Annotated in this window: 19 protein-coding genes; 15 read left to right on the forward strand and 4 right to left on the reverse strand. The window is 58.8% G+C overall.

Features of this window, described 5'->3' with window-relative positions; translation table 11 throughout:
- Positions 1-37: 37 nt before the first annotated feature.
- Genes H4P12_RS11995 through H4P12_RS12010 form a run of 4 tightly spaced genes read left to right on the forward strand, consistent with a single transcriptional unit; the run spans position 38 to position 3,656 of the window.
- Positions 38-712: a GntR family transcriptional regulator gene (locus tag H4P12_RS11995; RefSeq protein ID WP_187793888.1), complete on the forward strand. Its 675-nt coding sequence runs from the start codon at positions 38-40 to the stop codon at positions 710-712.
- A gap of 34 nt (positions 713-746) precedes the next feature.
- Positions 747-1,712 (forward strand): Bug family tripartite tricarboxylate transporter substrate binding protein, encoded by a 966-nt coding sequence (locus tag H4P12_RS12000; protein WP_246449265.1) that lies wholly within the window; start codon positions 747-749, stop codon positions 1,710-1,712.
- On the forward strand, positions 1,709-2,140 hold the full coding sequence (locus H4P12_RS12005) for a tripartite tricarboxylate transporter TctB family protein (RefSeq protein WP_187793890.1): 432 nt from the start codon (positions 1,709-1,711) through the stop codon (positions 2,138-2,140). Before H4P12_RS12000 ends, H4P12_RS12005 begins: the two co-directional genes overlap by 4 nt.
- 1 nt (position 2,141) lies before the next feature.
- Positions 2,142-3,656 carry a tripartite tricarboxylate transporter permease gene (locus H4P12_RS12010; RefSeq protein ID WP_187793891.1) on the forward strand — a complete coding sequence of 505 codons (1,515 nt, stop codon included), beginning with the start codon at positions 2,142-2,144 and terminating at the stop codon, positions 3,654-3,656.
- 68 nt (positions 3,657-3,724) lie between these two features.
- Here H4P12_RS12010 and H4P12_RS12015 read toward each other — a convergent pair whose 3' ends face one another.
- Entirely contained in the window at positions 3,725-5,140 is a 1,416-nt protein-coding gene (locus tag H4P12_RS12015; protein WP_187793892.1) for an APC family permease, read from the reverse strand.
- 204 nt (positions 5,141-5,344) lie between these two features.
- Positions 5,345-6,712: a homogentisate 1,2-dioxygenase gene (gene hmgA / locus H4P12_RS12020; RefSeq protein WP_187793893.1), complete on the reverse strand. Its 1,368-nt coding sequence runs from the start codon at positions 6,710-6,712 to the stop codon at positions 5,345-5,347.
- Between the two features lie 144 nt (positions 6,713-6,856).
- Between hmgA and H4P12_RS12025 the strand changes: the two genes are divergently transcribed.
- From H4P12_RS12025 to H4P12_RS12055, 7 genes are all read left to right on the forward strand, one after another.
- Entirely contained in the window at positions 6,857-7,288 is a 432-nt protein-coding gene (locus tag H4P12_RS12025) for a MarR family winged helix-turn-helix transcriptional regulator (RefSeq protein ID WP_187793894.1), read from the forward strand.
- A 206-nt stretch (positions 7,289-7,494) separates the two neighbouring features.
- The gene (gene fahA / locus H4P12_RS12030) at positions 7,495-8,706 is read left to right on the forward strand and encodes a fumarylacetoacetase (RefSeq protein ID WP_425498217.1); all 1,212 of its coding nucleotides are present in this window, start codon (positions 7,495-7,497) and stop codon (positions 8,704-8,706) included.
- A complete protein-coding gene (maiA, locus tag H4P12_RS12035) occupies positions 8,703-9,389 on the forward strand; it encodes a maleylacetoacetate isomerase (RefSeq protein WP_187793896.1) in 687 nt (228 codons plus the stop codon). Before fahA ends, maiA begins: the two co-directional genes overlap by 4 nt.
- The gene (locus H4P12_RS12040; protein WP_187793897.1) at positions 9,386-10,390 is read left to right on the forward strand and encodes a TRAP transporter substrate-binding protein; all 1,005 of its coding nucleotides are present in this window, start codon (positions 9,386-9,388) and stop codon (positions 10,388-10,390) included. Before maiA ends, H4P12_RS12040 begins: the two co-directional genes overlap by 4 nt.
- On the forward strand, positions 10,387-10,902 hold the full coding sequence (locus H4P12_RS12045; protein ID WP_187793898.1) for a TRAP transporter small permease: 516 nt from the start codon (positions 10,387-10,389) through the stop codon (positions 10,900-10,902). The genes H4P12_RS12040 and H4P12_RS12045 overlap by 4 nt, the downstream gene beginning before the upstream one ends.
- Positions 10,899-12,209, forward strand: coding sequence for a TRAP transporter large permease (locus tag H4P12_RS12050; protein WP_187793899.1), 1,311 nt, complete (start codon positions 10,899-10,901; stop codon positions 12,207-12,209). The genes H4P12_RS12045 and H4P12_RS12050 overlap by 4 nt, the downstream gene beginning before the upstream one ends.
- Positions 12,210-12,289: 80 nt before the next feature.
- A complete protein-coding gene (locus H4P12_RS12055; protein WP_187793900.1) occupies positions 12,290-12,775 on the forward strand; it encodes a MarR family winged helix-turn-helix transcriptional regulator in 486 nt (161 codons plus the stop codon).
- A 1-nt stretch (position 12,776) separates the two neighbouring features.
- Here the strand turns inward: H4P12_RS12055 and H4P12_RS12060 are convergent, their stop codons facing one another.
- A complete protein-coding gene (locus H4P12_RS12060) occupies positions 12,777-13,238 on the reverse strand; it encodes an Lrp/AsnC family transcriptional regulator (protein WP_223115792.1) in 462 nt (153 codons plus the stop codon).
- 134 nt (positions 13,239-13,372) lie between these two features.
- Here H4P12_RS12060 and hppD point away from each other — a divergent pair, with 134 nt between their 5' ends.
- From hppD to speB, 3 genes are all read left to right on the forward strand, one after another.
- The gene (hppD, locus tag H4P12_RS12065) at positions 13,373-14,485 is read left to right on the forward strand and encodes a 4-hydroxyphenylpyruvate dioxygenase (RefSeq protein ID WP_187793901.1); all 1,113 of its coding nucleotides are present in this window, start codon (positions 13,373-13,375) and stop codon (positions 14,483-14,485) included.
- Positions 14,486-14,522: 37 nt separating this feature from the next.
- On the forward strand, positions 14,523-14,876 hold the full coding sequence (locus H4P12_RS12070) for a Rieske (2Fe-2S) protein (RefSeq protein WP_187793902.1): 354 nt from the start codon (positions 14,523-14,525) through the stop codon (positions 14,874-14,876).
- A 180-nt stretch (positions 14,877-15,056) separates the two neighbouring features.
- Positions 15,057-16,097 (forward strand): agmatinase, encoded by a 1,041-nt coding sequence (gene speB / locus H4P12_RS12075; protein WP_187793903.1) that lies wholly within the window; start codon positions 15,057-15,059, stop codon positions 16,095-16,097.
- A gap of 182 nt (positions 16,098-16,279) precedes the next feature.
- Here the strand turns inward: speB and H4P12_RS12080 are convergent, their stop codons facing one another.
- Positions 16,280-16,420 carry a hypothetical protein gene (locus H4P12_RS12080; protein WP_187793904.1) on the reverse strand — a complete coding sequence of 47 codons (141 nt, stop codon included), beginning with the start codon at positions 16,418-16,420 and terminating at the stop codon, positions 16,280-16,282.
- Positions 16,421-16,472: 52 nt separating this feature from the next.
- Between H4P12_RS12080 and H4P12_RS12085 the strand changes: the two genes are divergently transcribed.
- Positions 16,473-17,309, forward strand: a complete 837-nt coding sequence (locus H4P12_RS12085) for a hypothetical protein (protein WP_187793905.1) — start codon at positions 16,473-16,475, stop codon at positions 17,307-17,309.
- The last annotated feature ends 35 nt before the right edge of the window (positions 17,310-17,344 follow it).

A 17,344-nucleotide genomic window follows, 5' to 3' on the forward strand; every position in this document is an offset into this window, starting at 1 on the left:
ATGCCGAATTGGTATACCAATGATCTGGGAGGCGTCAATGACCACAACACAGGCGGATCAAAGCGATGATCGGGATATTCTATCCCGGCTGCGTTTCGCGATCCTGTCGCTGGAACTGGTTCCCGGCGAACCGGTCAGCGAACGCGCGCTTGAGCAGCAGTTTCAGGTTTCCCGCACCCCGATCCGCGAGGCGCTGTTTCATCTGATGCGCGACGGGTTGGTTATTCGCGACGGCCGCAGCTATGCGATTGCGCCGTTCGATATCGCCGAAATCCAAGAGGCCTTTGACTTTCGCGACATTGTCGAACCGGAAGCGATGCGGATGGCCGCCAAGCTGGCAACACCCAACGAAATTGCTGCAATCCGCCAAAGCATCGATTTCAGCCATGATGAATTCACGCCCGAACGCTGGCTGGAAATGGGGCTGGACTTCCACGTTCGCTGCGCTGCGCTGTCGGGCAATCGCTGTATCGTCGCGGCGATGCAGGACGTGACACTGCGGGCGCTGCGGGCGCGCTGGCTGACATTTGCATCACCTGCTGCACGGCGCGTGACCCATGGCGAACACAGCGAAATTCTAAGCCTCATCGACGCAGGCGATGGTGAGGGGGCAGCCCGCGCCGCGCTGACCCATTCTGCTTCTGTCCGCACGGAGGCGCTTGAGGCGATCGAAAACGCCAGGCGCTTCGTCGGAAAACGCGGGGTCGTTTAAGAATAAGAAACATCATCACTTAGGGAGGAGAATGATGATCTTGAAACTGAATACCGCATATGCGGCAGGGCTGGCCGTTGGATTGCTGTTTGCGATGCCCGCCACGGCAGCGGAATGTATTGCGCCGGCAGATCCTGGGGGTGGATGGGATTTCACCTGCCGTGAGGTGGGGCGCCTTCTGTCCGCAGAAGGGTTGGTCGATGGCAATGTTCAGGTCACGAACATGCCCGGCGGCGTTGGTGCCGTGGCCTTTGCCAATGTCGCCAGCAAGCGTGCCAACGATCCCGAATTGCTGGTCGCGACCTCGACCGTTGGCGTCACACAGATTGCGCAGGGCAAATACCCGGCAGGCGTTGAAACGATGCGCTGGCTGGCCATGCTGGGTGCCGATGTCGGCGTTATCGCCGTTGACGACGACAGCCCCTATCAGTCGCTGGATGATCTGATGGGTGCAATGAAAGGCGACCCTGCCTCGGTCGTGACGGCAGGATCGACGGGCGCAGGTGGGTGGGATCATATCCGCCTGATGATGCTGGCGCAGGCCGCAGGGATCGAGGATATCGGATCCATCCGTTGGGTGCAGTTCGATGGCGGCGGTCCGGCGGTGACGCAGATGATGGGCGGTCAGGTTGGCGTGGTTTCAACCGATCTGGGCGAGATCAAGGGTTTTGTCGAATCCGGCGACATCCGGGTTTTGGCGGTGCTGTCGGATGAGCCGATCTCGGCCTTTCCCGACCTGCCGACGGCAAAATCGCAAGGCTATGACGTGACCGGCTATAACTGGCGCGGCTTCTATACCGGGGGCGGCGTCAGTGACGAAGATTACGCCGCCTGGGTCGATCGTCTGCAAAAGCTTTATAACAGCGAGGGTTGGCAAGAGACGGCCAAGGCCAGTGGTCTGGAACCCATCTGGCGCGGTGGCGAGGAATTTAGTGCATATGTGGCCGAGCAGAATGAACAGATGGCCGAAATCTCGCGTCAGATCGGGGTCATTCAGTGAGCGACCGGCTGGCAGGATTTGCCTTTTTCCTGCTGGCGACCGGCTATGTCTGGTTGTCGGCGGGATACACAACCAGCTTCGGGGATCCGTTGGGACCGGCAATCTTTCCGCGCATCATCGGAATTCCGGCGATCCTGCTAAGCCTGTCGCTGGTCATCTGGCCCCGTCACAACGCGACATGGGCCGGACCTGCCGGGTTGATGCGGCAGGGGGTCGCCGTTGCGATCCTGCTGGCCTATGCGCTGCTGCTGGAGCCTGTCGGCTTTGTTCCGATGACCTTCATCGCCGTCTTGGGTCTTGGCCTGCTGATGGGTGCGCCGCCTTTGCCCGGCCTGTTGGTCGCGGTCGTGGCGGCACCGGGCCTCTACCTGCTGTTTGACCGGCTGATGGGCCTGCCGCTGCCGCTTCTGGGAACATGGATTAGCTGACATGGAAACCCTTTCGCTTCTTTGGGACGGTTTTGCCGTCGCCGCGCTGCCGATCAACCTTCTGCTGATCGTTGTCGGCTGCTTTGCCGGCACGCTGATCGGCGCCCTGCCCGGCCTTGGTCCGGTCAACGGCGTCGCCATCCTGATCCCGCTGACCTTTGCCTTCGGGCTGGATGCGACATCGTCGCTGATCCTGTTGTCGGCTGTCTATTACGGCTGCATGTATGGCGGCCGGATTTCGGCGATCCTGCTGAATATTCCGGGCGATGAACCGGCGATCATGACCACGCTGGACGGCTATCCAATGGCCAAACAGGGACAAGCCGCCGATGCGCTGGCGATTTCCGGGGTGGCCTCGTTCATTGGTGCCACGCTGGCCACGATTGGGCTGACGCTGTTCGCACCCATGCTGGCCAAGGCCGCGATCTATTTCGGGCCTGCCGATTACTTTGCCCTTTACGTCATGGCATTTGCCACCATTGGCGGCATTACCGGCGCGGACCCGCGCAAGACCCTGCTGGCTGCCTTGCTGGGCCTGATGCTGGGCACTGTCGGGCTGGACCCGTCAACGGGCGTGGCACGCTATACCTTTGGCAGCTTCAATCTGTATGACGGCTTCGATCCCATCGTGGCGCTGGTCGGGTTATTCGCCATTTCCGAAATCCTGTTCTTTCTTGAGGAAAAGGCCCATGGCGGCAGTATGGTCCCGCCGGGGCGCGTGTTTCCACGCCTGACCCGCGTGAAGGAAGGACTTGGCGCCTCGCTGCGAGGGTCGCTGATCGGCTTTATCGCGGGCATTTTGCCCGGCGCGGGCGCATCCCTGGGCGCGGTGATGTCCTATAGCTTCGAGAAGCGCATCAGCGACAAGAAAGGCACTTTTGGCCATGGCGATCCGCGTGGCGTCGCCGCCCCCGAGGCGGGGAACAACGCAGCCAGCGGCGGTGCCCTGATCCCGATGCTGACGCTGGGCGTGCCGGGGTCTGGAACGACCGCGGTGATGCTGGCCATGCTGATTTCGCTGAACATCCAGCCGGGACCATTGCTGTTTGAGCGCAGCCCCGATCTGGTCTGGGGACTGGTCGCCGCGCTGTATCTGGCGAATTTCACGCTGCTGATCCTGAACCTGCCGCTGATCGGGATGTTCACCCGCGTTCTGGGCCTGCCTGCATGGGGGCTTATGCCGCTGGTCGTGGCGATCAGCTATCTGGGTGTTTATGCGATCACGCATGCGGCCTTTGATCTGCTGATCATGGTGGGCTTCGGCATCTTGGGCTACGTCTTGCGCAAGTTGGATTTTTCGCTAGTGCCGATCGTGCTTGGGCTGCTGCTGGGCATGGACATGGAAAACAACCTGCGTCGTGCGCTGTCAATTTCGGGCGGTGACTTCACCGTTCTGGTCCAAAGCCCGATTGCACTTTTCATCTATGCGCTGACAGCCGCTTTTCTGGCACTGTCCCTGTGGCTTGCACGGCGCGGCGTGGTTGCCCCATTGCATGCCGAACAGGCCGAGGATTAAGCCAATCGCATGCATTCCAAAGGGTCAGGGCTGCTTATTGCCCTGGCCCTTTTTGTTTTGCTGCCGGTTCAACCAGCCACTTCGGTGCGCACGGCTCTCAGCTCTTGCTGGATCATGGCATCGGATTCTCCGGGATATTTGGCGCGGCTCCATAGATAGAAGCCAAGCCCCAGTATCGCCCAAACGCCCACAATAGCCCATTCATAGGGCCAGATCAGCGCAGCCGGACTGCCGGGCATGTAAAGCACGACGATCCCAAGTGCCAAAATCAGCGCGCCCCAGCCGATCAGATTGCCGTTGGCGACACGGAACGGGCGCGGCATGTCAGGCTCTTTCCTGCGCAGGACAAGGAAGGATGCGGCGACCGCGGCATAGGCGACAACGATGCCCAACCCACCTGCATCGACCAGCCAGACCAGCGCCTTGCGGCCAAACAGTGGCGCAATGAATGACAGCGCACCAACCATCAGAATGGCATTGACGGGGGTTTTGTATTTCGGATGCAGCCTGCCCAGAAATTCCGGCAGCATTTTTGCTTGCGCCATCGCATAGATCGCGCGGCTGCCCCCGACAAGAAAGGCATTCCAGCTGGTGATGATGCCGCCGATCCCCGCAAGGATCAACAGCTTGCCCGCCCATGCCCCGCCGAAAACCACGCTCATGGCATCGACGGTCGGCAGGGACGCCGCGGCAGAATCCTCGGCGGAGAGCGCCAACGAAACGGCAAGGATAACGCCGATATACCAAGCCACCGCCATCACGACCGAAAGGATCAGGATGCGGCCAATCTTTCTGGCCGGCAAATTGATTTCTTCGGCCGCCTGCGGGATCACGTCAAACCCCACGAACATGAAGGGCGTCATGATCAGCACCGCCAGCATGCCTTTGGCACCGTTTGCAAAAAGCGGCTCCATATGCGCGGCGTCGCCATTGAACAGCGCCCCCGTGACCAGCATCAGGCCGACGACGATAATCAGCAAAGTCACCACCTTTTGCAGCAGGGCGGATGACTTGATGCCCAAGATATTGATCCAGGTCATGATGATCGCGCCAACCACCCCCACCATTGCCCACGAAAAATAGACGTCCCATCCCGCGACATTCCACAGCAGACCGACCTTGTAATTCGGAAACAGCTCTTCGATCACGGTCGGCAGCGCCACGGCTTCGAACGCAACGACCGAGATGTAGCCAAGAATGATCGCCCAGGTGCAAATGAAAGAACCGCCCATACCAAAGGCCCGATGACTATAGACATGTTCGCCCCCCGTCAGCGGCATGGCGGCGGCCAGCTCCGCATAGGTCAGCCCGATCAGCACCACGGCCACCCCGCCGATGGCGAATGCCAGCATCGCGCCAAGCGCCCCCGCGGAATTGACCCAGCCTCCGGCAAGAACCACCCATCCCCAGCCGATCATCGCGCCAAAGGCCAGGGCCAGAACCTCTTTGCTGTCCAGAACCTTATCAAATTTTCCGTCGGCCATCCTATCCCCCATCTGATATGCCTCCACCAAATCCGATCAAATTTGTGGAGACATTATGCGGGATAATCACGCCATGTCGATGTTCAGGCCCCAGCACAGCAAGATGCCGCGCGGCCGGACCGAAGTCCGCTTTTCGACGGAGTGATACCGGCGGCTTACCGGCCCAGTGTCGACCCCGCCCCGGTGTCGACCCCGCCTTTTTTGCTATTTCACCCCCGGCGTTCCGTCGAATTTCTTTTCCAGCTGGTCCCAGACTTCGATATATTCCTGCTGCATGGGGGCCTCTTTCGCGGCAAATTCGGTCAGATGCTGGGGAAAGCGGGTCTCGAACATGAAGGACATGGTGTTGTCCAGCTTTTCCGCCTTCAGTTCGGCATTCGACGCGCCCTCAAAGGCATCCCGGTCGGGACCGTGGGGCAACATGCAGTTATGCAGGCTCATCCCGCCAGGGATGAACCCCTGCGGCTTGGCGTCATAGATGCCATAGATATTGCCCATCAGTTCGGACATGATGTTCTTGTGATACCATGGCGGTCGGAAGCTGTGTTCGGCCACCATCCAGCGTTCGCGGAACAGGACAAAGTCGATATTCGCTGTGCCTTCCTGCCCGGAAGGCGCGGTAAGGACAGTAAAGATCGACGGGTCGGGGTGATCGAACAGGATCGCACCGACGGGACTATAGGTGCGCAGGTCATATTTATAGGCACAGTAATTGCCGTGCCATGCCACGACATCCAGCGGGCTGTGACCGATATGGGTTTCGTGAAACTGACCGCACCATTTGATGACGACCCGGCTGGGCACTTCGCGATCCTCGAATGCCGCGACCGGGCATTTGAAGTCACGCGGATTGGCCAGACAGTTCGCGCCAATCGGCCCGCGATGCGGCAGATCGAATTTCTGACCATAATTTTCGCAGACAAAACCACGGGCCGGGCCTTCCAGCACCTCGACACGATAAACCAGCCCTCGCGGAAGGATGGCGATCTCTTTTGGCTCAAGGTCGATCACACCCAGTTCGGTGCAGAAACGCAGACGGCCTTCTTGCGGAACGACCAGCAATTCACTGTCGGCGGAGAAGAAATATTCGTCCTGCATCGACCGTGTGACCAGATAGATATGACTGGCCATTCCGATCTGAATATTGACATCGCCCGCCGTCGTGATCGTGCGCATGCCGGTGATCCATGTCAAATCTTCTTCCGGGCCGGGCATGGGAACCGGATCCCAACGATACTGGCCAAGGCTGGTCACGCCCGGAAGGATATTCGGTGCGGTTTGCCAGTATGGCATTTGGATCGGACTGAAACGTCCGGTATGAAGGACCGAGGGACGGATGCGATAGCACCACGTCCGTTCATTCTGACCGCGCGGCGCGGTGAAAGCCGTGCCCGAAAGTTGTTCGGCATAAAGCCCATATTCGCATTTTTGCGGACTGTTCTGCCCCTGCGGCAGCGCACCAGGCAATGCCTCGGTTTCGAAATCATTGCCGAACCCCGGCATGTAGCCGTCATGCGTTCCTGTCGTATTCGTGGCGCGGATCATTTCCGTGGGCAGTTCTTGCGTGGTCATGCGAAACTCCTCCGTCGCGAAATCGTTGCGATTGCAATGACAATATCGTTGTCATTGCAACAAAGTCAAGTCAGACTGGGCGCGCCCCAGGCTTTATTGTAAATGCAACGACGCTCTGATGTTATGTGCGAAAAGGAAACGCCAATGACCTTTCACCTGGATGATTTCCTGCCCTACCGCCTGTCGGTAGCCGCCGCCCAGATCAGCCGCAGATTCGCGGCGCGATATGCCGAAGAGGCCGGTCTAACCATTCCCGAATGGCGCGTCCTGGCGCATCTGAACCATTCCGGGACCGTCAGCGTTCGCGATATCCACAATAGGGTCAACCTGGACAAATCCATGATCAGCCGCGCTGCCACCAGATTGCAAGAGGCAGGCTTGGTCCGCAAATCGGGGCATGAGGCAGACCGGCGCCTTGTATCACTTGAGCTGACGTCGCAGGGGAAAACGCTGATGCAACGCCTTGGCCGGATTGCCGAGGATTTTCAGACCGAGTTGCTGGCAGAAATTGGAGAGGATGCGCCCGCGATGAGCCGTGTCCTTGACCGCTTGATCACAACGCAGCACATGGAATAGCCAGAGGCGGGTGCATGAAAAATGTTTTTATAACAAAATATTAGAAATTTCACGCGCACAATATTGGTTTCAAAAGAAATTATTTTCGCAAAATTATAGTTGCATTTGCAACGAAATCTGTTACGAATTTTCGAAGAAGAGAATGTGTCATCGCGCCGCCTTGGCGTGATTGGAAGATTATCAGAACAACAGGGGGCTTGATGCCGATGGTTGAACAACCATACCGCAGCTGGATATCGGCTGCGAACAGGGAAGATTGCGACTTTCCCCTTCAAAACCTGCCCTTTGGCGTCTTTTCGACACGCGATATTGCACCGCGCTGCGGCGTCGCGATTGGCGATATGATCGTTGATCTGGCCCTATGCGAAGAACGCGGTTTGCTGGACGCCGGTGGGACTTTTTCCCAGCCTCAGCTGAATGACTTCATCGCCCTTGGCCGCGCGAAATGGGACGAGGTTCGCGCCCGCCTGACCGGCCTGCTGGCCGAAGGGGGTGATGAAAACACGCCGCTGGTCGCGATGAACGCCGCAACCTTGCATCTTCCGATCCGGGTGACCGAGTTCACCGATTTCTACGCCTCGAAGAACCACGCCTTCAATGTCGGCGTGCTGTTTCGCGGACCTGAAAACGCCCTGCCGCCGCAATGGACGCATATGCCCATCGGCTATAATGGACGGGCATCCTCGGTCGTCGTGTCGGGGACTGACATTCATCGCCCGATGGGTCAGGTGAAAGGTGACAACGGGCCGCTCTGGTCGGCCTGTCGCCGCCTTGACCTGGAACTGGAACTGGGCGCCATTGTCGGGGCCGACAGTAAGATGGGCCAGCGTATCAGTGTCGAACAAGCCGAGCAGATGATCTTTGGCTACGTCCTGCTGAACGACTGGTCGGCACGCGATATTCAGGCGTGGGAATATCAGCCGCTTGGCCCCTTCCAATCCAAGGCGGTCGGCACCACCATCAGCCCGTGGATCGTGACGCAGGCTGCATTGGAACCGTTTCGGTGCAAGGGCGCCGACCGTGTGAACCCGCTGTTGCCCTATCTGCAAGAAAGCCGTCCGGGCTTTTACGATATGACGATAGGCTGGACCATGAACGGGCAACGCATGGGCCAGACCAACTATAACGTCATGTATTATTCCAGCGCTCAGCAACTGGCCCATCACACCGTATCGGGTTGCCCGATGCGTGTGGGCGACCTGCTGGGATCCGGCACCATTTCGGGGGCCAGCAGTGAGCAGACGGGCGCATTGTTGGAGATGACGCAGGGCGGCAAGAACCCGGTCACGGTCAATGGGGAAAGCCGGACCTTTATCGAAGATGGCGATGAAATCGGGCTGTATGCCTATGCGACTGGTGACGGCTATCGCATCGGCTTTGGCCCCTGCATCGGCACCATTCTTCCCGCTTTGAAATGAGCTGTTCTGGGGCAGACGCGATCATCCTGCATGATTACTGGCGCTCTTCCGCGTCATATCGCGTGCGGATCGCGCTGGCGCTGAAAGACGTGGCTTACACGCGTGTGCCGGTCGATCTGGTCGCGGGCGAGCAGCGCGGTGCAGCACACCGTGCGGTCAACCCGCAAGGCTTGGTGCCCGCGCTGAAAATAGACGGGCAGGTTCTGACGCAATCCCTGGCCATTCTGGAATATCTGGAGGAAACGCGCCCCGAACCTGCGCTATTGCCCCGGCATGTCGCCGCACGGGCACATCTTCGGGCAATCTCGCTGACCATCGCCTGTGAAATTCATCCCCTTTCAAACCTGAATGTGCTGGAACGCGTTCAGGCCATCGGCGGGTCGGAAGCACGCGCCGAATGGAACCGCGACAATATCGCATCGGGCTTGGAAGTGGTCGAGCGTTTGCTGCATCATCCCGGCTACATCGGCCGGTTCTGCCACGGCGATCAACCCGGCATGGCCGACTGCACCCTGATCCCGCAGCTTTACAATGCAACACGGTGGGGCGTGGTTTTTGATCACCTGCCCCGGATCACGACAGTTGCACAAAGCTGCCACACACACCCCGCCTTTCAACAGGCCCATCCAGACAATTTCGACCCTTCGCGGGAGGCGAAGGAACCTTGGGGAGAGAGACCATGAAATCACTGAAACTGGCGCTTGCCGGATTGCTGCTGTCATCTGCGCCGTTGATGGCGCAGGAACTGATCATGTCATCCTGGCTGCCGCCCAAGCATCCGATCGTCGTGAATGCGTTCGAGCCTTGGGCCGAGCAGGTTGAAGCCGCCACCGATGGCCGTGTCACCGTGCGCATCATGGGCAAGCCGCTTGGCAGCCCGCCTGCGCATTTTGACATGGCCCGCGACGGCGTGGCCGACATCACCTATGGCCTGCATTCCTTTACCGAGGATGATCGCTTCACCCGCGCCCAGCTTGGTCAGTTCAGCTTTCTGGGTGACGATGCCATCGCAAATTCCAAAGCGTATTGGAACATTTACAGCGGAAAGCTGAACGCGGCAGATGAACATCCGGGCACCCATATCCTTGGGCTGTTCATGCACGGCCCCGGCCTTTTGCATAATAACAAGCGCAAGATCGAAACCGTCGCCGACATGCAAGGGTTGAAAATCCGCGTGCCCGGCGGCTACGCTGCCGACCTGCTTTCAGCCCTTGGCGCGACACCCTTGTTCATGTCATCGCCCGAGGTTTACGAAAAGCTGTCTCGCGGCGTGATCGACGGTGTGGCCTTCACCTATGAGGCGATGACAGCCTTCAATCTGGTCGATGATATCAAATATTCCATGACCGTTCCCGGCGGGATTTATAACACGACATGGTTCTTTGTCATCAATGAGGACAAGTGGCAAAGCTTGAGTGAGGAAGACCGCGCGGCCATCGACGCGATCTCGGGCGAGGCTTTTGCAGAAAGTGTCGGTCAGGCATGGAATGACGCAGATTCAGCCGCCATAGAAGAAATCGGCGACAAGGTCGAATTCTATGAAGCCACGCCGGAAGTCGTGGGCGCCCTGCGCACCCAAGCGTCCGAACTGGAACAGGCATGGTCGGAAAGCCTTGGCGAAGATTATGATGGCACGGCGGCGCTGGCCGAATTTCGCGGCATGACCGGGATCAAGGTCGAATGACGACGCCCGCCCACAATGCTGATGAAACGCCCCCGGATAGGATTCCGGGCCGGGTGCCGCATAAGAATGCGACATGGTATCGCGTCATGGCGGGCATTGCGGCGCTGCTGATCCTTTTGATGATCGGGGTCACGTGCCTCGATGTGGTTGGCCGCTATCTGTTCAACCGCCCGTTCGGTGGCGCATACGAATTGACGCAGGTTCTGTTGGCAGCGCTGGTTTTTGTGGCTCTGCCGCTGACCACGGCTGACGGCGGCCATGTCGAGGTTGATCTGGCCCTGCATCTGTTCCCACGCGGTGTGCAACGTCTGATGGGTCGTTTGGCTGGGGTCATCTCGGCCGTTGCGCTGGCATATTTCACCTGGCGTCTGGCCATCATCGGCCTGGATCAGTGGCATGAAGGAACGCGCACATCCTCGCTTGCGCTGCCCTTGGCACCGCTGGCCTTTCTGGCGGCGGCAAGCTGCGCTCTGTCAGCCATCATCATGCTGTTCCGGCAGGAGGCGCCATGACCATTTCCCTGATCGCCTTTACCATCCTTCTGGCGATGATATTCGTGCGGGTTCCGATCGCCTTTGCCATGGCCATTGTTGGCGGTGTCGGTTTTGCGCTGCTGCGTGGCTGGGGACCGGCGGGCGCAATGGTTGGCAACGCCGTCTTTGAAACCGGCCTGAATTATTCGCTGTCGGTCGTTCCGCTGTTCATCTTCATGGGCAACGTGCTGGCAGGATCCGGCATCGCACAGGGTCTGTTTTCGGCGGCAGACCGGATTTTCGGGCGCATGCGTGGCGGGCTGGCCATGGCAACCGTTCTGTCCTGCGGCGGCTTTTCAGCCGTATGCGGATCTTCGCTTGCAACGGCCGCCACCATGTCCAAGGTCACGATGCCGTCCATGCGGCGCTTTGGCTATTCCGACAGCCTTGCCACCGGCGCGATTGCGGCGGGTGGCACGCTGGGCATTCTGATCCCCCCCTCGGTGGTTCTGATCATCTTTGGCCTGTTGACCGAAGCGGACATCGGCAAGCTGTTCCTGGCAGGCATCCTGCCTGGCATTCTGGGCATCATCGGATACCTTTTGGCGGTCATGGTTGCCGTCCGGTTGAAACCCGAACTTGCCCCGAAGGTGGGCGAGGTTCACGCAATGACCCGCCGCGATGCCGTCAGCGTTTTCGCCGTGATGGGTCTGTTTGTCTTTATCATGACAGGCATCTATGGCGGCTTTTTCACCCCGATCGAGGCTGCCGGCATGGGTGCCGCCGCCGCGCTGCTGATCGCATTCGCGATTGGCGGGATGACCCGACAGGCGCTTTGGACGGCATTTCTGGACAGCGCGACCGCATCCGCGATGATCTTTGCCATTATCATGGGGGCCGAGATTTTCAGCAATTTCGTCACCTTCGCCGGCTTGCCCGACAGCCTGTCAGATATTGTTGAAAATCTGGGTCTGTCGCCGTGGACGGTGCTGTTGGTGATCGTGCTGATCTACATCGTTCTTGGCTGCTTCCTTGAAAGCCTGTCGATGATCCTGCTGACGGTTCCGGTTTTTTATCCGCTGGTCGTAGATTTGGATTTTGGGCTGAAAATTCTTCAGGATCCCGACGCCGTGCTGATCTGGTTCGCGATCATCGTGGTGGTCGTAACCGAGATCAGCCTGATCACGCCGCCCATTGGCATGAACGTCTTTGTCCTGCGATCCGTGCTGCCCGATGTGTCACTTGCAACGATCTTTCGTGGTGTCTTCGTGTTTTGGGTAGCAGATATTGTCAGGCTTGCCCTGATCATCGGCCTGCCGGTCCTGTCGCTTTATCTGGTCACCTGACGACACCGCCCCGCCACCGGCCGTCATGCGCTGGCAGGGCCTGAAGACCAACTCGCAAACCCAAAACAGACAGCCCTGATATGCGCATTGAAACATTCTTTCCCTATCGTCTTGCCGTCACCGCCGAAGCATTTTCACGGCAATTGGCCGTAGCCTATGGCCGACAACACGGCCTGTCCCGTGAGGAGTGGCGTCTGCTGTTCTTGCTGGATGACGCAGGCAGGCTGGATTCCCTGCAGCTCTCGCAGCGCACATCGCTGAACAAGGTTCAGGTCAGTCGCGCGGCCAGCAGGCTAGAGGAAAAAGCCCTGATCACCCGCGATATTCTGGGGTCGGACCGGCGCTTGCGGAACTATGCCATTACCGATGCCGGGCGCGACTTGTTCCAAAGCGCCCTTCACGAGGTCGAGGCACGGGCGCAGGAAATACTGGATGCCATGCCCGCACGCGACCGGGCGGCGCTGGAACGCGGAATAGCGGCGCTGGATCAAGCGATCGCAACGGTCACGTCCCCCGATGAAGGTCGGGGCACGCCCTTCCCCCGTCCCGGTCGATCCCGGAAATAAGTCACAGCGGCCCGACGCCCGCATCGTCCTTCAGCGTTTTCAGCACAATCTCGGATCGGACCTGCGCGACCTGCGGGTGCGGCAACAGATGCCGGTGCACGAAATCGGCAAAGGCTTCCAGATCGCGGGCGCGGATATCCAGCACATAATCCGCATCGCCCGACACGGAAAAGGCCGACCGAATTTGCGGCTGGCTGGCGACGAAGCGGGCGAAATCGCTTTCCTTGCCCTGCCCGTGGCTGGACAGGTTCACCCGGATGATGGCCCGCAAACCGAAACCCAGTTTGACCGCGCTTAACCGCGCCGAATATCCCTCGATCACGCCAGCCTGTTCCAATGCCGCGCGGCGACGCGAACATTGCGAGGCTGACAGGTTCACAACCTCGGCCAATGCGGCATTGGTGATTGATCCGTCATGCTGCAATGCAACAAGAATCGCGATATCGAAGCTATCAAGCTGCATTTCATGCACAATCTTCAATATTCATGCAGATGTCATGCAATATTGACATCTTTTCGACCCAGTTCGCAAGCATCGTGCATTCGCGGGGTGATATTCTGTCATCGACACGAGACATGCACCCTGAGGAGCAGAATATGGGCCCTTTCCCGCACAACGCCCCGAAAGCCACCATCAGCGCCGCCAATCCGGCCGGCACGGATGGTTTCGAATTCGTCGAATATGCCCATCCGCAGCCTGAAAAGCTGGATACCATCTTTCGGCAGATGGGTTTCGTCCCGGTCGCGAAGCATAAGACAAAGAACATCACGCTGTATCGTCAGGGCGACATCAACTACATCCTGAATGCCGATCCAGACAGCCACGCCGCCGGCTTTGTTCAGGAACACGGCCCGTGCGCCCCGGCGATGGCTTGGCGCGTCGTTGATGCACAGGCGGCGTTGAAGCGTGCGCTTGATCTGGGGGCAACGGAATATACAGGCGATGGCAAATCCATCGACGCGCCTGCGGTCTATGGGATCGGTGGTTCTTTGCTGTATTTCATCGACATCTATGGCAGCGAGGGCAGCGCCTATGATGCGGATTACAACTGGTTGGGTGAACCGAACCCGAAACCGACTGGCTTTGGCTTCTACTATCTGGATCACCTGACCCACAATGTCATTCGTGGAAATATGGATACGTGGTATAAATTCTATCACGACACCTTCAACTTCCGCGAAATCAAGTATTTCGACATCAAGGGCAAGCAGACCGGTCTTGTCAGCCGCGCCTTGACCTCGCCCGATGGCAAGATCCGCATCCCAATCAATGAATCGACCGACGATCACAGCCAGATCGAGGAATATCTGAAGGAATACAAAGGCGAAGGTATCCAGCACATCGCAATCGCCAGCGAAGACATCTATGCGGGCACCGACCAGATCTCGGCAGCAGGAATGGATTTCATGCCCGGCCCGCCAGATATCTACTACGAAATGTCGCGCAAACGCGTCACCGGCCATGAAGAGCCGATCGACCGGATGAAGAAGCACGGCATTCTGATCGACGGCGAAGGCGTGGTCGGCGGGGGCGAAACGCGCATCCTGCTGCAAATCTTTTCGAAAACTGTGATCGGTCCGATCTTTTTCGAGTTTATTCAGCGTAAGGGGGATGATGGCTTTGGTGAAGGCAACTTCCGCGCACTGTTTGAATCCATTGAGGAAGACCAGATTCGCCGTGGCGTGCTGACCGCCGATCCGGCCAACTGACAAGGAAAGCCCCGTCGACCGGCGGGGCCGTTCACCGATGAGTTGGACCGATTACAGCACGGCCCCGGTGCCGGGCACAGTCATCTGCCCGAAAGATCAGGTTCAGGGCGTCCGCGCCCTGACGGTTGACACGGACAAGGGGCAATTCCCCCTGCTTGTGGTCGCAACAGATCAGGGCATTCGCGCCTATGTCAACGCCTGCCCGCATCAATATCTGCCGCTGAATTATCGCGGCGATCAAATGCTTTCTGCGGACGGCACAAAACTGCTTTGCACCGCGCATGGTGCGCGCTTCGATATCCACACCGGGCATGTGGTCGAGGGCGCAGATTGCGGGTTGGACAGCGTTCCGGTTCGGATCGACGGCACGATGCTGGTTGTGGACGGCTAAACGTCCATAGGCCGCAAGCCCACCGGATCGACGCATTCGCCCGCCAAACACGATGGGCTGCAATTTCGGGATCGCCAGCGGCACGAATATCATGGATCATTGCCGAAACGGCAAGGTCAGGGTGCAGCCCACCAACCCAGCATTCGCACTTTGCCCATATCCTTGCCGCAGGAGCATGCAATGGCGTTCGATCAAGACCGACTGGCAAAACTGCGCGAACAGTTTGACGGTGAAAACAGCAGCGAAATCTATGACCCGCGATTTGCCCGGGTCGGGAAAAAACTGTTCAAGGGTGGCAAGCGGGCGATGCCCTGGGCAGGGGTGCCTACGCTTTTGGGTGCGCCGCATCATCAGGATGCCAATGGCTTGCAGGTTGCCTTGACCGGTCTACCGATGGATCTGGGCGTCACCAACCGCGCAGGCACGCGCTTTGGCCCTCGCGCCGTGCGGATGGTCGATCGGATTGGTCCCTATAACCATGTTCTGGACTGCCTGCCGCTGCATGATATGGCGGTGGCTGACATCGGCGATTGCCCGTTCACCAGCCGGTATCAGCTGGAACAAAGCCACCATGATATCGAAGCCCATATCGCCGCGATCATGGATGCGGGCGCCCTGCCCCTCTCCGTTGGCGGCGATCATTCGATCACGCACCCGGTGCTGCGCGCCGTTGGCCGTGACCGCCCCGTAGGGCTGATTCATATCGACGCGCATTGCGACACTGGCGGGCGCACGGACGGCACGAAATTCCACCACGGCGGGCCAATGCGCAATGCCGTTCTGGACGGCGTGCTTGACCCCGAGCGCACCATCCAGATCGGCATTCGCGGCGCGGCCGAGTATCTGTGGGAGTTTTCATACGCCTCGGGCATGACCGTCATTCATGCCGAAGAAATTGACGGGTTTGGCATCCCGGCAATCATCGCCCGCGCAAAACAGGTCGTGGGTGATGGGCCAACCTATCTGTCATTCGATATAGACGCCATCGACCCCGCCTTTGCCCCCGGCACCGGCACACCAGAGGTCGGCGGCCTGACCCCGCGTGAGGCGCTTGAACTGATCCGCGGATTGAAAGGCATCAATCTTGTCGGGGGCGACGTTGTCGAAATCGCACCGCAATATGACACAACGGACGCCACGGCCCGGATTGCAGCACAGGTTCTGTTTGAAATCCTTAGCTTGATGCAGTTCAGCCCCGCCCTTGCGTCGCAGCCCAGATAGTTTTCGGCAAACCCACGCCAGTAATAGGCGGGTTTTGCCAGCAAGATTTGACATCAAATTTCGGGTTCGTATTATTGAACCTATTGCAATTATCTATTTCAAGACATGAGGCGTTACCGTGGAAACAGCCACTCACGCCTTGATTGGGCTGAAATGCGCCGCTTTATTTTTATCGTTGATTTTCAATTCACTGACAGCGAAAACTTGCGGTAATATGCGTCAGGTCGTCTGGACGGCATCGGGATCTTCGTCACCACCAATAGCAGGATCAGCATCTTGATCGCACGCGGCTCATCCACAAAGGATGTCAAAATTGAGGGCATCCGGCTGTCCGTCTTTACCCACCGTCCCATCGGGCGATCCCGGGGGCTATTGATGCTTTTTCACGGCAACAGCGCCAATGCCGCTGCGCTTCGGGACTTTGCAATCCCCCTGTCTGAACTTTGCGGCCTGACCATCGCCGCGCCATTGTTCGATAAAGATCGTTTCCCGCCCACTGTGTATCAACGGGCAAATATCACAGACAAGCGCCACCACCCTCGGCCAGAAAAACGATGGACGACGCGACTGGTGGAACCGTTGCTGCATCTGCTGCGCCCGACGGACACGACGCCCTACTGGTTGTGGGGATTTTCCGCAGGGGCACAATTCTTATCGCGCGTTGCGGCGTTTCAGGATCTGGTTTCGGCCCCGCAGCGCATCGTGATTGTCAGCCCATCAAGCCATGTTCTGCCGATCACGGGCCGTTTTCCCGCGGGCGAAGCTGCCCCATACGGTCTGGGCAGCATCTTTCCGAAGGGGATCGAGCAAGCGCGGCAGATCCGTTATCTTGAACGCCCGATAACACTTTGTGTGGGGCTTGATGATCGTGAGGTGACCGATCCAAGCCTGACCCGCAGCGCCGCCGCGCAACGCCAAGGCCCGGACAGACTGTCGCGGGCCACGAAAACATATAACCTTGGGGCGATGACAGCTTTGCGGCTTCGATGCGCCTTTAACTGGCAGATCAAGATTGTTCCCGGTGTTGATCATTCGGCACAGGCGATGCTGGACCCGTCGCGCGCCATCCAGATCATCGACCTGCCGGAACCTGACGACGCCTCCTCGGACAATCGGCTGCACCGCGCCGGCCAAAACCAGGCTTCGGCGGATCAGGACCGTTTTTCGGACCGCATCAGTCGTCCCGGCTTTCGGTCGCGACCGCAATCTTGAACTGCCCCTTGGGCCAGTCCATCCTGGACGGACTC

Origin of the sequence: Paracoccus amoyensis (assembly GCF_014490725.1) — a bacterium.
Classification (GTDB): Bacteria; Pseudomonadota; Alphaproteobacteria; order Rhodobacterales; family Rhodobacteraceae; genus Paracoccus; species Paracoccus amoyensis.

Coding starts and splice junctions, on each gene's coding strand:
- H4P12_RS12045 (WP_187793898.1), top strand. CDS start 10,387: ATGACGACGCCCGCCCACAATGCTGATGAAACGCCCCCGGATAGGATT.
- H4P12_RS12040 (WP_187793897.1), top strand. CDS start 9,386: ATGAAATCACTGAAACTGGCGCTTGCCGGATTGCTGCTGTCATCTGCG.
- H4P12_RS12085 (WP_187793905.1), top strand. CDS start 16,473: ATGCTTTTTCACGGCAACAGCGCCAATGCCGCTGCGCTTCGGGACTTT.
- H4P12_RS12055 (WP_187793900.1), top strand. CDS start 12,290: ATGCGCATTGAAACATTCTTTCCCTATCGTCTTGCCGTCACCGCCGAA.
- H4P12_RS12000 (WP_246449265.1), top strand. CDS start 747: ATGATCTTGAAACTGAATACCGCATATGCGGCAGGGCTGGCCGTTGGA.
- H4P12_RS12015 (WP_187793892.1), bottom strand. CDS start 5,140: ATGGCCGACGGAAAATTTGATAAGGTTCTGGACAGCAAAGAGGTTCTG.
- H4P12_RS12080 (WP_187793904.1), bottom strand. CDS start 16,420: ATGCCCTCAATTTTGACATCCTTTGTGGATGAGCCGCGTGCGATCAAG.
- fahA (WP_425498217.1), top strand. CDS start 7,495: ATGGTTGAACAACCATACCGCAGCTGGATATCGGCTGCGAACAGGGAA.
- H4P12_RS12010 (WP_187793891.1), top strand. CDS start 2,142: ATGGAAACCCTTTCGCTTCTTTGGGACGGTTTTGCCGTCGCCGCGCTG.
- H4P12_RS11995 (WP_187793888.1), top strand. CDS start 38: ATGACCACAACACAGGCGGATCAAAGCGATGATCGGGATATTCTATCC.
- maiA (WP_187793896.1), top strand. CDS start 8,703: ATGAGCTGTTCTGGGGCAGACGCGATCATCCTGCATGATTACTGGCGC.
- hmgA (WP_187793893.1), bottom strand. CDS start 6,712: ATGACCACGCAAGAACTGCCCACGGAAATGATCCGCGCCACGAATACG.
- hppD (WP_187793901.1), top strand. CDS start 13,373: ATGGGCCCTTTCCCGCACAACGCCCCGAAAGCCACCATCAGCGCCGCC.
- H4P12_RS12070 (WP_187793902.1), top strand. CDS start 14,523: ATGAGTTGGACCGATTACAGCACGGCCCCGGTGCCGGGCACAGTCATC.
- H4P12_RS12060 (WP_223115792.1), bottom strand. CDS start 13,238: ATGCAGCTTGATAGCTTCGATATCGCGATTCTTGTTGCATTGCAGCAT.
- H4P12_RS12025 (WP_187793894.1), top strand. CDS start 6,857: ATGACCTTTCACCTGGATGATTTCCTGCCCTACCGCCTGTCGGTAGCC.
- H4P12_RS12050 (WP_187793899.1), top strand. CDS start 10,899: ATGACCATTTCCCTGATCGCCTTTACCATCCTTCTGGCGATGATATTC.
- speB (WP_187793903.1), top strand. CDS start 15,057: ATGGCGTTCGATCAAGACCGACTGGCAAAACTGCGCGAACAGTTTGAC.